A 15,029-nucleotide genomic window follows, 5' to 3' on the forward strand; every position below is an offset into this window, starting at 1 on the left:
TTTCTTTATCTCTCCTTTAGTTCCCCCAGCACCATCTTGACAGCTTCTGTATCCGGATAATTTGTTGTATACCTTTCCATTACCCTTTGAAAAGCCGCATCCCCGACAGACCTTCTCAGATTTTCATCTTCGATAAGCATTTTTAAGCTTGTATACCACTCCTCCTTATTTGCGCACAAGAAACCTGTCTTCCCTGATACAATCACTTTTTCAAGTTCAACATTATAGCTCATAACGCTCGGCACATGAACCAGAGCTGCTTCCATCCACTTATTTTCGGATTTGCAGGAATGAAAGCATGTATCTTCCAACGGCATTAAATTAATAGCAACATTCGCAATCATATTTGGAAGATTTTGCCACTCTGTAAAACCAACTTTTTCAATACGGTTTCGATAATCACCTAAACCATTCTCTTGAATAACACCACCTAATTTTAAGTAAACCTGAGGATATCTCTCCAAAATATCTTTCAGAATACTTTCTATTTGCGCAAAATCTTTGTTATGGGTAATTGAACCACTAAAATATCCAATCCATATCCTATCATTATTATTGTTTGCATTCTTCCACGCGTCATTCGACAGTATTTGCATTGCAATACTCGCTACATTTCTTTTTATAACAACTTTTTTATTTGGAAATTCCCGCATTATCTCTGCTGCTAGTGTATTGGTTGAAGTCATATACCCTTTACACATCTCCATACACTGATGAATCTGTTCTGTCTTTATGCGAAATTGACTATATTCTTTATTCTGTAAAAACTCCAGATAGTCAATTTTGTCATAATCAAATATGAAGTCATCTATGTCATAATAAACAGGTATTGATAATCTCTCAGATTCTTTTACAATCTCATTTACAATATTAACATTACTACAACGGTACAATACTATTGAATTATACCCATTAAAATCGTAATTCTTCACTTCATCCATTTGAATATAATCCGAACAAATCCCCTGTTTTAGCAAAGTTTCCTGAAAGTGTTCCACACGATAGCGTGACGCAAAGGATATCTCCTCCGCAACAAACAATACTTTTCCCCTTGTGGTAGCTGTAGGTTTTATTTTGAGTTCATTCAACATAAAATTCAATAAATTATTTAATATTTTTTCTGGCGTTTCTCCATATTTTATTATAAGCCCTTTATCATATAATTGTACACGCTCTACAGGGGCTCCAATATCAAATATAGCTATCGGATATCCCATTGACATAATTTCTGACACTGTATACGAAAAGGTCTCTGGACAAATTGAAGGGCAAAAAAACATATCAATATCTTGTTCTAACACAATTTTGGGCAATTGTTCACGTTTATATTTGCCTGTCTGAGAAAATATAGAACTTTGAATCTCTTCATCAGCTTCGCCTATTAAACGTAACTTTACATTTATATTTTTTTCTTCAATTAAGTCTGCCAGCTTTTCTACTACATGTAAACCCTTTTTATAACTAAGAACTCCTAGTAAGCCTATATTCAAAGAATTAGTTATCTTTTTTTCCCTATTCACATTCGGGAGATAATGTGGCTCATGTGGCACTAATTTCAGATTTTCAAGCTCTGGATATGCCCTTTTTAACAGCCTCTTAGAGTCTAATGAAAATACCGTTACTTCATCACAATCTTGTAAGAATCCCCCCCAATTTTTACGCCATTTTTCTGCGCATTCAAAATCAAGGCAAGCATTACTCTGATTTTGCGGAATGCAATGATTACATTGTCCAATCGTACCTACACCGCAATAATTACCTTGAGCATCCAATAAATTTATTGCTGGACAAAGTGCAAAATAGTCATGCATAAGCATTTTTAGTTCTGCGCCTTGCTCATTTTTCCATTTTAGTATGCTATCTAATACCTTATACACATTCTGATAAGTAACCAATTCATTAATCCAGATTTCATCCACACGTCCTAATGATAATAATAATGTGTGTAATTGTTCAGTAAAAAATTCTATTTTATACATCTTATACTCATAAAGTACATAATACTTATTATCATATATATTATAACGAATAGTAATAAATTTTTGTTGACTATGGATTAATTCAACTTTTTTCTTATCAAGATATTCAGTAGCTCCTCCCCCCAAACTGTGATCAAAGGCAACCGTTGTCTTCACATGTAATTGTTGATTTAAAAGCTGAATCATTACATATAGCCTTACAGATTTCATTGGATCTTTCTGGCAATATTGTGCTACATCTTTATCATAGTTCGGATGTTTTTTTAATAATGCCTTGGAGTTTTCCTCAAGCAGTTTTCTTTTCTCATCAGTTAAAAAACTACCCCCATGCTTATGATATACATATAAATTATCTACCTGAACATTTTTATATCCTCTTTTGATTGCGCGTTGACACCAATCATTTTCTTCACCATACCCCTTTCCAAAGGTATCCGCATCTAGTAATCCTATTTCCTGTATTACTTCTAGGTTCATCCCCATGCAAAATCCTACTCCTGTTGGTAGAACAGGATATTGCGGCATCACATTCCGAAATGCATCATCTACCTGCCACACCTTCATTTTCTCAAACAATTCATTATCTTCACAAAACTTAGGGAAACTACAAATCGTCCCACAATTGGTAAACGGGGTAGTAGATGCTATGCTTTCATAGCATATGATAGGCAGCATCAAACGTTCCAACCATTGATAGGGCACTTCAACATCAGTATTCAAAAGAACAACATGATTTTCCACCTTACTTAAAGCACAGTTTACTGATCCAACAAACCCTAAATTTTTTTCATTGTTTATCAAAACTGCTTCCGAATGCTTCGAGGTATAGTTTATAAGATAAGGAAGCACTCTCGCATCAGAACTTTTGTCATTCACAATCAGTAGTCTATATTTCATATTTGTTAATTCAAGACTTGAAAACAAAGCATCAAAGTATTGATAACCATTATAAACAGGTAATATAATATCTATCGTGTATCCAAAAAGAACAGGTGGCAATTCTACCTGTTTTGCTACCCTATGTGTCAAAAAATAACGAAGATCACCAATCTGGCGTTCGTCCATACACGGGATTATAACCGTCTCATCGACTCCCCTATCCCCAGGAACTATTCCCAACTCGAAGCCACCCTTTCCCTTAGGTGTATCGTATTCTAATACTACCTTCAAGCTATGCATGCATGAAACCTGCGCTGTGAAAGTTAAGCCGCTTTCTTCTGCCTCTGCTTTTCCTAGGGCTTTTGCCACATCACTTCTATAAATTACCAAAACTCCATGTGTGGCTATTTCCTCTTCGCCATGGTAATATACAATCCTTGGATTCTCCATTTTATATGTCATATCAAAGGCCCATCCAGCAACATGTAATATAGCATTTTCATAGTTAAAGACATCAACACTGCCGATCGCCCGCGATGCAAATATTACTTGCTCCGTTTTTTCTTCTTTTCTACATAATTTTTTTATTAACTTTTTCAGTAATTGTTTTATACTTTCATCCTCTGCTTCCACTAAATCTTGTTCCTGTATTTCACACTCTTTAAAATTATTTTTCTCGGTAACCTTCTCCTTTTCTGCCAAATCATCTGACATTTCATTAAGTATTCTTAACATTGTATTCTTTGAAAGCTGTTCGATCCGCCCTTCTATTCTAATATATTGAACTTTATCTGGTTTAAACGTGTCTACAATGAATCCCGGAGAATCCGATAAAAAATATATCCTTCGCCCCTTAAATACATGTGAACCATAAGGAATTAATCCCATCTGACAATTGCAGTCTATACGATCAATAATACACCAACACGCGTTATCCAATATATCTAAACGCATATAACCAATATCCGTAATTGCAGAAAGATCAAAATAAATTTCAAATCTATTTTTATATATTTTTCCTTGAGCGACCATGCTGTCATCTTCATTAAGGCCTCGACCTCTATCAAAATACAATTTAGAAAGCATATTATGTTTGTAAGAATTGGCCGTTTCATTTAAATTAACCTTTATGCTCTCCTGTGCATATTTGCTCATTTTATCGCATCCCACATAAACATAAGCAAAATTTTTACTCCATGCCAAGAAATTTTCTTGATCAATACAATCGATCTCAAAGATCTCATATATATTCTGTCGTTTAATCACCTGTTCTAACTCCGGAAGTTGCGTATACATGTCATTGATCATCCGCCACATGATAAACGCTACTGGAACTGAAAAATCAAACACCCACTCATAATCAATTATAATTCCTTTATTATCATCCCAAAATATATTTTCACAAATTAAATCAACATTAGCCGGTTTAATACATAAATATTCTTCTTTTCCCCGCAAAGAACCAAAGACCTCTTGAAATTCAGTAGTATAAAGGTCTTTTTCCAAAAAGGTATTCGTAAAATAGGAATTATAAAATCCTAAAAGGATTTTAATTATTTTCTCTTTATCTCTTCGTTTTACACAATAACGAATTTCTTCTAAGACAGTACTTCCCTGAATATAAGGATATTCTAAAACACCTTGTCCACCTGCGCACGGAAGATATTTATACATAGAATTTTGCCTGCTGTTTCCAATTCTGATCATATCATTAACGAAAGATTTAGCAGACTCTGTCATCGCCTGCTTCATCACTTTCTTTCCTGATTCCGAATCATATATAACTGTTGCAATTTGGAATTTCTCATGTCTCTCACTATTCATCTTAGCATACAAAACAACTTCCTTATCCTCCAATTCTTTCTTCCCAGCCTCCACTAGAAAAGAATTAGAGAAATTAGCTGCAACCCCTTCCATGGCCAACGAATGGGCAACTTTACTTTCCTCAAATAAAAAGAATCTACCACTCTTATAATCTTCGTAAGGCCTCCCGTACCCATTTGAGACTAGAGTGTGATCTGTAAAAATCTCTTTGGGGAATTTGTAATCTGGATAAGGGTAGTAAAAACGCAGTCCAGCAAATCCACTATCTTTTAATAAATTTTCCATTTCCAACTTACTGAACGTTCTAACTGATGAGTAGTCTTTATAATTATTTAACCCCAAAAAATACAAATCCGTATGATCTTCTGGCGCGCCTGCAAAATATTTTAATCCCAGTCGATTTTCAATCGCAATTAGTATTCTGCCATCTTCTTTTAAAAGACAGGCTATATTCTTCAAAAATTCTACATATGGTTTTTCCCCCTCAGTAAAGGAGGCAGCATATTCTAATACTCCATTAAGTAATATATAATCAAACTTTTCATCAAAAATCATATCATTTAAATTACCTACAATGATATGAAGGTTTTTAAATTCTTTATGCCGATTATAATTAATTAAGGCTCTCTTTTTTGACAATTCAACAGAGACCACCCGATCACATTTTTCACATAGAGCTCCTGTAATTGCTCCACAGCCTGACCCAATCTCCAGTATAGAAGCATGGTCACGCATTGGATACCAATTAATTATATTATGCCGGATTTTTGAGAAATGATATATTAACGGAAAGCTTACTTCTTCTTCCGGTAAATCTTCATATGATATCCCTTTTTTTGCCATTTCCAGCATAACATCTTCAATATCTCCATCAGAATATTTGTCTTGTTGCGAATAATACCTTAGATTTAAATCAGCCATAAAGATCTCCTAATTATTCATTATTCCAAAGTAACTTTAGAAAACATGTCAAAATACCCAACAGCTTTTTTGTCAGATATAACCGTAATATTACATATGTCGTATAATCGGTGAAAGACTGTGAAGTCACCCTCCGCATATCCAGTACATCCAAGGCACAACATATATTCTCCTGCTTCTAAGCTCATTTTCTGGGTAAAGATTATCTCCTGAACATCGCCTACCCTTTTCGGTGTTACTGGAGAATTCTCATACATAGTATTAGTTCCAGTTAATTCAGTTCCCCTCAAATCTTTTATAGTAAAAGCAAAAATAGGATCATTTACTTCTTCTCTAAACTCTACCCGCATTTTAACTTGAAATTTTTTCCCTTTTTCGATCACATTTGAGATAATACCATCCTCATCATATACTGCAAAATCGGTAATCTCTGCCTTACGGCTCCCATATTCCAGCACTTCAGGATTTAAATTCAAATTATTACTCATACTAGATTCATCCGGTTCTTTTTCAGTCTCTTTAAGAGACTGGTTATCATCTAACTGGTTAACCATCACTCTACGATACAAATTGACCATTTCCTTTGCATCACCCTCAGCTAGTTTCTCTCCTTTATTTAACAGAACAACACGATCACAATATTTTCCAACACTACTAAGATCGTGGCTAACAAACAAAATCGTTTTCCCTCTTTTTTTAAATTCTTCAAATTTTCTGTAACATTTGCTCTGAAAAAAAACATCTCCTACAGAAAGTGCTTCATCCACAATTAAAATCTCTGGTTCTATGTTAATTGCAACAGCAAAAGCTAACCGTACAAACATTCCACTAGAATAGGTTTTTACCGGTTGATATACAAAATCCCCAATATCTGCAAAATCTAAAATGTCCTGAAGTTTTGCATCTATCTCTTCTCTAGAAAACCCTATCATTGTGCCATTCAAATAAACATTCTCAATGCCTGAATATTCCCCATTGAATCCTGCTCCCAATTCCAAAAGTGCTGATATTCTTCCTTTAACCTTCACGCTCCCGGCCGTAGGATTTAGAACGCCTGTAATAATCTTCAAAATCGTGGATTTTCCTGAACCATTCGTTCCAATAATACCAACAGTTTCACCTTTATTCACTTGAAAGCTAACATTATTGAGCGCAAAATGTTCAACATAATTCTTTTTTCTTGACAATCCCAAGGCCTCTTTCATTCGATCCATAGGCTTATTATAGAGTTTATACATTTTGCTTAAATTTTCCACTTGTATAACTGCCTCATTACTCATCTGCTTTTCTCCCATATTATAATACATCTGCAAAGTGAACTTTCAAACGTTTAAATATAGTGCAACCTACAAAGAATAGAATCCCTGTAAATATCCAAAAATAAACACCCCAAAGAAACCGTTCACTTATTGCAACCTGCGCAAGCATGGAATCCCGGTATCCTGTAACGATATAATACATTGGATTCAATTTGAAAAGCTTCATCAATAAGGGATGACCTGCTAACATCTGAAAATCCCACATAATAGGAGTCATCCAAATTCCCACTTGCAATATTATGCTTATAATCTGGGTTAAATCACGAAAGAATATTACTATAGCACTTGTAGCATACACCAGACCTAACACAAACAGGAAATTACAAATAAAGTAATAAATCAGTTGAAAACTATATATACTTGGATAATATCCATATAACCCAGAAATAAGCATAGCAAAACACAAGAAAAACCCATGGACAAATGCAGCAGATATTATTTTTACTATTGGTAATATACTAATCTTAAAAACCACTTTTTTAACCAAATAATTATATTCAATCAATGCATTAGTTCCACCATTTAAAGCATCCTGGAAAAAGAACCATGGAACCATTCCAGTTGTAAGATATAAAACAAAAGGAAAGTCACTAACTTCAGTGCTTCTAAACCCTACCTGAAACACAAACCAGTAGACCAATATAGTAACTACCGGCTGTACAAACGCCCATGTAATTCCCAAATAAGAACCAGCAAACTTAGTCTTAAAATCATTTTTAGATAACGTAAAAATCAACCTGCGATTTTGTATTAATTCAATCGGTAAAACAACCACTTTATTCCATTTTTTCAAAATGAACAAAAACGCTATATCGATCACAAGAATAATAAGAACGTCCAACAATATACTCACCTTTTCAGCGTGTTGTGCATATTCTTGCTGTACAGCCTGGAGATTAATCTGTAATATTAAATAGGCATCCATTCCATCCACAATTACCCTTGCTGTCTTTTGCCCATTATCATTTTGATTCACTACTACTTTTTGCACATCATTTTTAATTGCATTCTCCAGATTTTTTAATTCAATCTTTGATTCTGTATTTTTATAAGTTGCCCTTAAATTTTTAAGTGTATATTCTCCGGGCTGCGTACCCAAATCTATTCGAAGATACTTTGTAGAAGTATCTATAGCAAAGGATAACTCTGCATACTCATCATTTTCAGATTTTTCATAATACACCTTGCTACTTGATTCCTCACTAAAAATATCTTCAGGGCTATAATAAACTTGTAATGTATCAGATGCATCAGACAATACATCCATTTTAAATTCTATAGTTCCACCGCTAGGCAGGCGATGTTTCAATATAAGCACATTTAGCAATACAAGTGCTAGGCAAACGAAGGTCAATAATATCTTCTTTTTTTTAGACATATACAAATTTTCTCCAATCTCACCTACAATATCCCTTAATTCCGCCCCATCTATGATCTTTCTCAGAAATAATCAGATCAGTCTCCGTCATTCCTGAAGGCATCGGCCACTGAACTCCAATATCCGGATCATTCCATGAAAGACCGCCTTCATCATTTGGATGATAAAAATCCGTGCATTTATAAGCAAATTCCGCATAATCTGACAAAACTATAAAACCATGCGCGAAATTCTTAGGAATATAAAACTGTTTCTTATTCTCAGCTGACAGTAATACTCCAAACCATTTACCAAATGTCGCAGATTCATTCCTTAAATCAACAGCCACATCAAACACCTCTCCGCTGATAACCCGAACCAGCTTATCCTGTGGGTATTGTATCTGAAAATGCAGACCTCTTAACACCCCTTTTTTAGAAGCCGACTGATTATCCTGTACAAATTCCATATCCATTCCAGCCGCCTTATAATCATTATAGTTATAGGTTTCCATAAAATATCCGCGCTCATCGCCAAAAACTGTGGGTGTTATCACCTTCAGTCCTTCAATCCCACAAGTCTCAACCATAATTCTTCCCATTTTCTTCCTCTTTCTTACTTCATTTAAAAGTTACAATCCTTCCGCAATATCTATCAGATATTGCCCGTATGCCGTTTTCAATAGCGGTTGAGCCAGTTTCACCAACTGGTTCCGGTCAATAAATCCCCTTTTATAAGCGATTTCCTCAATACATGAAATATACAGTCCCTGCCTTTTCTGGAAAGCAGCCACAAAATCAGCTGCATCTAGTAAAGAATCATGATTTCCTGTATCCAGCCAGGCAAAACCTCTGCCCAAAGTCTCTACCTGAAGAGTTCCACGGCGTAAATACTCGTTATTTACACTGGTAATTTCAATTTCTCCACGCGCTGAGGGTTTTACATTCTGGGCAATATCGATCACATCATTATCATAAAAATACAATCCTGGCACTGCATACTTTGACTTTGGATGTGCCGGCTTTTCTTCTATTGACAATGCCTTTCCATTTGCATCAAACTCTACGACTCCGTACTCTCTTGGATCTTTTACATAATATCCAAATATAGTAGCTCCCTGCTCTCTTGCTGCCGCTGCCTGAAGCACACGCGAAAAACTCTGCCCATAAAAGATATTATCTCCAAGAACCAGCGCTACTCTGTCCTTTCCTATAAACTTCTCCCCCACAATAAAAGCATCCGCCAGTCCTCTGGGCACCTCCTGGACAGCATAAGACATCGAAAGCCCCAACTGCTCACCGCAACCGAATAAATCCTGAAACACAGGCAAATCTCTGGGTGTGGAAATTATCAGTATCTCCCGTATCCCTGCCAGCATCAGCGTAGATAATGGATAATAAATCATCGGTTTATCATAAACAGGCATTATCTGCTTAGAAATTGCCTTCGTTAACGGGTATAACCTTGTTCCGGCTCCACCTGCTAAAATAATTCCCTTCATAAGATTATAATTCCTTTCTATTTCGTATTCTATAGATGCAAAAAAGCAGTGTTGTCTCCACAGCCACTGCAATTTGCCCTGTTACCATTAGAATCTATTTATTGTTATACATCTCCTGATAATATTTCTGATAATCACCACTCGTAACATTACTCATCCATTCCTCATGTTCAAAAAACCACGCAATTGTTTTTTTAATCCCTTCTTCAAACATCGTTTCAGGATACCAGCCTACCTCAGCTTTAATCTTATCCGGAGCTATTGCATAACGACGGTCATGACCTTTTCTGTCCTCCACATAAGTAATCAACTTTTCACTGACCAGATTTTTACGTGGGTCGCTATCCGACAGCATATCCTGCAGCGTATTCAATATAATATTTACAATCTGAATATTCTGCTTCTCATTGTGCCCGCCAATATTATAAGTCTCAAACAGCTTACCCTTTTCTTGAACCATATCAATGCCCTTACAGTGATCCTCCACATACAACCAGTCTCTAACATTCTTTCCATCTCCATAGACCGGTAGCTGCTTACCCTGCAACGCATTATTAATGATCAGTGGGATTAATTTTTCCGGAAACTGGTAAGGCCCATAATTATTGCTGCAATTCGTGATGTTAGCCGGGAAATGATACGTATCCATATAAGCTTTTACCAGCATGTCTGAAGAAGCTTTGCTTGCTGAATAAGGGCTATGGGGAGCATATGGCGTGGTTTCATAAAAATAGCCTTCTCCCTCATCTAAAGACCCATACACTTCATCTGTTGAAACATGCAAAAACTTATGATCTGGTTTAAACGTGCCATCTGGAAGTTCCCATGCAGATTTGGCCGCATTTAACATTACTAGTGTACCAAGAACATTAGTTTTCACAAAAACCTCTGGATTACGAATACTTCTGTCCACATGGCTTTCAGCCGCAAAATGTACAACCCTTCGTATATCATTCTCATCAAATATCCTGCTAATCGACTCGCTATCACAAATATCAGCTTTTATAAAAGTGTAATTTTCTTCATTCTCTACATCCTTCAAATTCTCCAAATTGCCTGCATAAGTCAGCTTGTCAACATTAATAATGCGGATAGTATTGCCATATTTCTTCAACATATAGTGAATATAGTTGGAACCAATAAATCCAGCCCCACCGGTCACCAGATAAGTACGCATCTTTTATTTCCTCCATCATCATGCCGCACTGCGGCTATTATCTGTGCTATTATATCATCACATGCTGAAAAATGCAAATTAATCAATATACAGATTTAACCACATCATAACTTTCTCATGACGGCTCTTATATTTATCGGCTCCCACCCCATTTCCATCCTTGTTGGGGGTGTGATCCCGCATAGATGTCCACAGATTTTCCATGGTCAGCGCTTTGCCATCCGCCTGGCAGCATTCAACCACCCAACTCATGGCACTATAGCCGCCAAGATGTCTGATATTCGCACAGAACATTTGAGCTTTCAGATCTATCACACCCAACGCTGCTGCTTCATTCACATATTTTACCATCTGCTCATCTACCAAACGGTTCTGAATCGCAATACCAGTCTCACTTGAAATAATCGCCTGGATACATACAGCCTTTGCAGAACCCTTTAGAATTGTAGGATTCCCATTGCCATCGCCGCCATAGGTAGTCCAGTTCGCATGATCCAGATCATAGGCAATTCCCGCTGTATCCAACGCCGCAAAGGCAGCGGGATTTTCCTGGCGGATTAGGTTCAATAAGCGCTTTGCTTCCGTAGCAAACCAAGCGCCTGCCCCGATCGTAATTGCAGTTTCTTTTTCTGAATTTTTATAGGCCTGTGTAAAATCATCATATCTGGCGTTTCCATATATTTGCCCGCCTGTCTCAACGGCAAATATAATCTTATGCATAACCTCCTGCGCATAATCATCAAACTCGCCTGAACGATACAGGCTGTATTCCACACTCCCGCACATATATGCTGACGAACCAATATACATATATATATGCGTAATAAATCCGCCACTCCGCCTATGTGCGTTTCGGTCAATTCTAACCGAATAGCTGCCATCGCTGTTTTTTATACCGTCATACCAGATCAGATCATCCTGATCGCCCTCTGAACTCCAAGACGGGAAACGAATGGTATCTGGTGTCTGCCCGTTCACATTGGGACCATAAATCGTTATATCACAAATATTGCTAGAAGGATTACTGGTTTTAATGTAATTATCCGCAGTCACTGTCACACTTCCTCCGGCAGCATATTGCATTGCCCCTTCAGAATTCTCTACATAAATATGCGCATTATAAACCCCAAAACGATATCCATGATCTTTTACATCTGCCATAGCTGTATATGAACCATCCGCTTGTTCCTGCATATCATACCAATATGTTCCTTCCGTACACCAGACACCAACTTTTACCTTCGCAACTTCTAGCCCTACCTGGCCTATTTCACCAATAATTTTAAAGGTTCCATCCTTACCATTCACATTTGAGAATTCAATGGCACCTGTTGGCACTGTCTGAACCTGAAATGTAACTGCGTTCAGAAAACGGAGTTCTCCATTGGGCAGAGCATAGTAAGCATGCACATTATATACTCCAGCACCGGAATGATTTCCTATCGGAATTGTAACACTGTATGACTTACCATTCTCCGCTGCAGTATACCATTGAAAATCATCCTGTCCATTCACATCACTCCAAACTCCAAAACGCACCTCTCTCTGGATACCCAGAAGGTCAATTCCCTCCAGCACAGCTGTATAATTAAGTCCATTGGATGATGCTGCTATCTCCGCAAATGCACCTGTTTGTATACTTATACTCTTATCCGTCTCCGCAATCAGGTTTTGTATTCCGCTAGATGTTTTCGTATAAACAGCTATGTAATATTTCCCTAGATTGTAGCTGAAATCAGAAAGCCTGACATCCGCTACGTATGTATTACCGCTCTTTAGTCCTGCAGTATAGTGCACTATATCCCCCTTATCCGCGCTTGTCCAAACATCTACCCGTACGGTGGAAAACACAATGCTGGCATCTAGATTAGAGATATTTACTGGAAATCCCCCCCCTGCTGCTGCCCCCACAGTAACTACACCATTGACAGAGAACGTCGTTCCCGCGATAAAATACATAATTCCAGCTTTATCGACTCCGTACGCATGAACGATAAAATCCCCCGCCGCTAAATAGCTGGAAATATCTACTGTCGTACTGTAATTCATTCCCTCACGCACTGCCTGATACCATATCAAATCCTTTTGCCCACCCGTTTTACTCCAAACAGCAAACCGTACAGACTCGACAATACCAAGTGTTCTCATCCCCTCCAGATTAATTACAACATTAGAATCTGTATTGCTGGAAGATACTTTCAAACTGTCGTAGGAAAGCTGCATCACATAAGAAGTCCCTCCAGCAAAAGTTTTAATTCCATTCCCGTCAGTCACATATACATGCACATTATATGTTCCTAATTTATTCTTATGATTTGCCAAATTTGCCGCTATAAGATATTCAGTTTTATTTGTTCCAGCAACCTCGTACCAAATGAGATTACTTTGATTACTTTCACTCCAGACTCCCACTTCTATTTTTTCTATTCCCGCCGGTGACGAAAGCCCTTCCAGAAGAATATTGAACTGCCCGGATACGGCATCTGGTACGCTCACTGATATCCCGTTTAACGATGGGCCACCCACCAGGCAACTGCCTCCATTAATAAATCGCAGACTCCCGTCACCATACTTCGCATAGCAATGTATGGTATAACGACCGATACTTTTATGGTCGGAAACCAAAAATGTCTGGGTATACGTACCATTTTTTGTTTCTGCCACATACCATTGCAGATCATCCTGACCGTTTATATCGCTCCACACTGCAAAACGTACCTGGGTTACACTCGCTGAGTCCTCTAACTCCCCAATCGAAATTTTATATTCTTTTTGATTTGATGTTGAAATATATAATTTAGAATTCTCGATTTGAACTATTTTTGTGGTTCCTCCCACATATGTAAGGAAACCATTTCCATCCTTAACATATACATGAATTTGATAAATACCTGAATGAAACCCGTGGTTTGCTGCACTCACCTCTGCAGAATATACGCCATTGTTCTCCTCGGCTTCATACCAAAACATATCGCTTTGATCATCCCTGCACCAGACCCCCACCCGAACCTGGCTGATTCCAGATTTAGCAGCAAGATTCTGCACTTCAATGTCAAAGACTCCATTTTCAGTATCCAAATTGCCTGCATTCACCGTTCCTACTGAAGGTGCACTGATTATAAAACTGTTCCCCGATATATATTGACCAGAACCATCCGCAGAAAACGCATAGCAGTGGATCGTATAACTGCCCGGATTGTCTAAATCCGAAACCATAATGCGGGCTGAATAGGTACCGCCTTCATAAACTGCTTGATACCATTCCAGATCATCCTGTCCATTCTGATTACTCCAGACCGCAAATTTCAGACTGCTGCCGTCTGCAAGCTCCTCTATCTCCGACGTTCGGATAATGACTGTTTTCTCATCTTCACTAACGGCAACCGACAGTTCTGTCGGCAACTCATAGCTCTGAATTGACTGTAGCTCCTTAGATTGTTCTTGAGATTGTTCCTGATCCGGCAAAACACCTTCTGCCGGAACTGTATACTCATATGTGTCCAGTTGTAGTGGCTCAAACCCTAGATCGGCATTAAAAGAAACATATGTCTGAATTTTATATCCGGTATTTTTCTCCACCCAATCATCCGGATTCACTTCCGCCGTATACTTGCCTTCCTCAGCTTTTTCTGCTTTGTATGTATTTTTTTTGGTGGATTCACCATTACCAGTCACTTCAAATACAATGGTATCAATAATCGACCAATCTCGTTTATTGATATCCGAAAGAAAAATCTGTAGCTGAAAGGTTCCACCCTCTACCGAATTTACTGCTTCTACCTGAAATTCTTCTTTCCCTGGAATTGCATACATTGCACCCTGTATTTCCTGTAACACTTGTGTTTCCTTTTCTGGAGCTCCGTCCGTCACTGCTGCCTCTACCAATCCCGGTGTCAAATTAACACTTATTAAAGCACACGTCAGGATTCCTAACGCAATGTTTTGTAAACCTCTTTTCATAAAGTCACCCTCATATTTACTATAAATTTATTAATTAACTTGTTGTTATTGTAACGCGATGCTCTTTTCCGGTCAACATAATTTTCACAGCAAAGCACCGCCTCAAAAGACA

General features: G+C 37.6%; 7 protein-coding genes. All 7 read right to left on the reverse strand.

The features are described 5' to 3' along the window. Positions 1 to 5: 5 nt before the first annotated feature. On the reverse strand, positions 6 to 5,603 hold the full coding sequence (locus tag H9Q79_RS08120; RefSeq protein ID WP_249329597.1) for a glycosyltransferase: 5,598 nt from the start codon (positions 5,601 to 5,603) through the stop codon (positions 6 to 8). A 20-nt stretch (positions 5,604 to 5,623) separates the two neighbouring features. Continuing rightward, complete coding sequence (locus tag H9Q79_RS08125; protein WP_249329598.1) at positions 5,624 to 6,883, reverse strand: ABC transporter ATP-binding protein; 1,260 nt, start codon at positions 6,881 to 6,883, stop codon at positions 5,624 to 5,626. A gap of 16 nt (positions 6,884 to 6,899) precedes the next feature. Further along, positions 6,900 to 8,300 (reverse strand): ABC transporter permease, encoded by a 1,401-nt coding sequence (locus H9Q79_RS08130; RefSeq protein ID WP_249329599.1) that lies wholly within the window; start codon positions 8,298 to 8,300, stop codon positions 6,900 to 6,902. A 19-nt stretch (positions 8,301 to 8,319) separates the two neighbouring features. After that, positions 8,320 to 8,880, reverse strand: coding sequence for a dTDP-4-dehydrorhamnose 3,5-epimerase (gene rfbC, locus H9Q79_RS08135; RefSeq protein ID WP_118646067.1), 561 nt, complete (start codon positions 8,878 to 8,880; stop codon positions 8,320 to 8,322). Between the two features lie 30 nt (positions 8,881 to 8,910). Beyond that, entirely contained in the window at positions 8,911 to 9,780 is an 870-nt protein-coding gene (rfbA, locus tag H9Q79_RS08140) for a glucose-1-phosphate thymidylyltransferase RfbA (protein WP_118646069.1), read from the reverse strand. Positions 9,781 to 9,874: 94 nt separating this feature from the next. Continuing rightward, positions 9,875 to 10,957: a dTDP-glucose 4,6-dehydratase gene (rfbB, locus tag H9Q79_RS08145; protein WP_118646071.1), complete on the reverse strand. Its 1,083-nt coding sequence runs from the start codon at positions 10,955 to 10,957 to the stop codon at positions 9,875 to 9,877. A gap of 78 nt (positions 10,958 to 11,035) precedes the next feature. After that, a complete protein-coding gene (locus H9Q79_RS08150; protein WP_249329600.1) occupies positions 11,036 to 14,917 on the reverse strand; it encodes a GBS Bsp-like repeat-containing protein in 3,882 nt (1,293 codons plus the stop codon). Positions 14,918 to 15,029: the final 112 nt, after the last annotated feature.

It is taken from the genome of Wansuia hejianensis (genome assembly GCF_014337215.1).
In the GTDB taxonomy this organism is placed as follows: Bacteria; Bacillota; Clostridia; order Lachnospirales; family Lachnospiraceae; genus Scatomonas; species Scatomonas hejianensis.

Coding starts and splice junctions, on each gene's coding strand:
- H9Q79_RS08130 (WP_249329599.1), bottom strand. CDS start 8,300: ATGTCTAAAAAAAAGAAGATATTATTGACCTTCGTTTGCCTAGCACTT.
- rfbB (WP_118646071.1), bottom strand. CDS start 10,957: ATGCGTACTTATCTGGTGACCGGTGGGGCTGGATTTATTGGTTCCAAC.
- rfbC (WP_118646067.1), bottom strand. CDS start 8,880: ATGGGAAGAATTATGGTTGAGACTTGTGGGATTGAAGGACTGAAGGTG.
- H9Q79_RS08150 (WP_249329600.1), bottom strand. CDS start 14,917: ATGAAAAGAGGTTTACAAAACATTGCGTTAGGAATCCTGACGTGTGCT.
- H9Q79_RS08125 (WP_249329598.1), bottom strand. CDS start 6,883: ATGAGTAATGAGGCAGTTATACAAGTGGAAAATTTAAGCAAAATGTAT.
- rfbA (WP_118646069.1), bottom strand. CDS start 9,780: ATGAAGGGAATTATTTTAGCAGGTGGAGCCGGAACAAGGTTATACCCG.
- H9Q79_RS08120 (WP_249329597.1), bottom strand. CDS start 5,603: ATGGCTGATTTAAATCTAAGGTATTATTCGCAACAAGACAAATATTCT.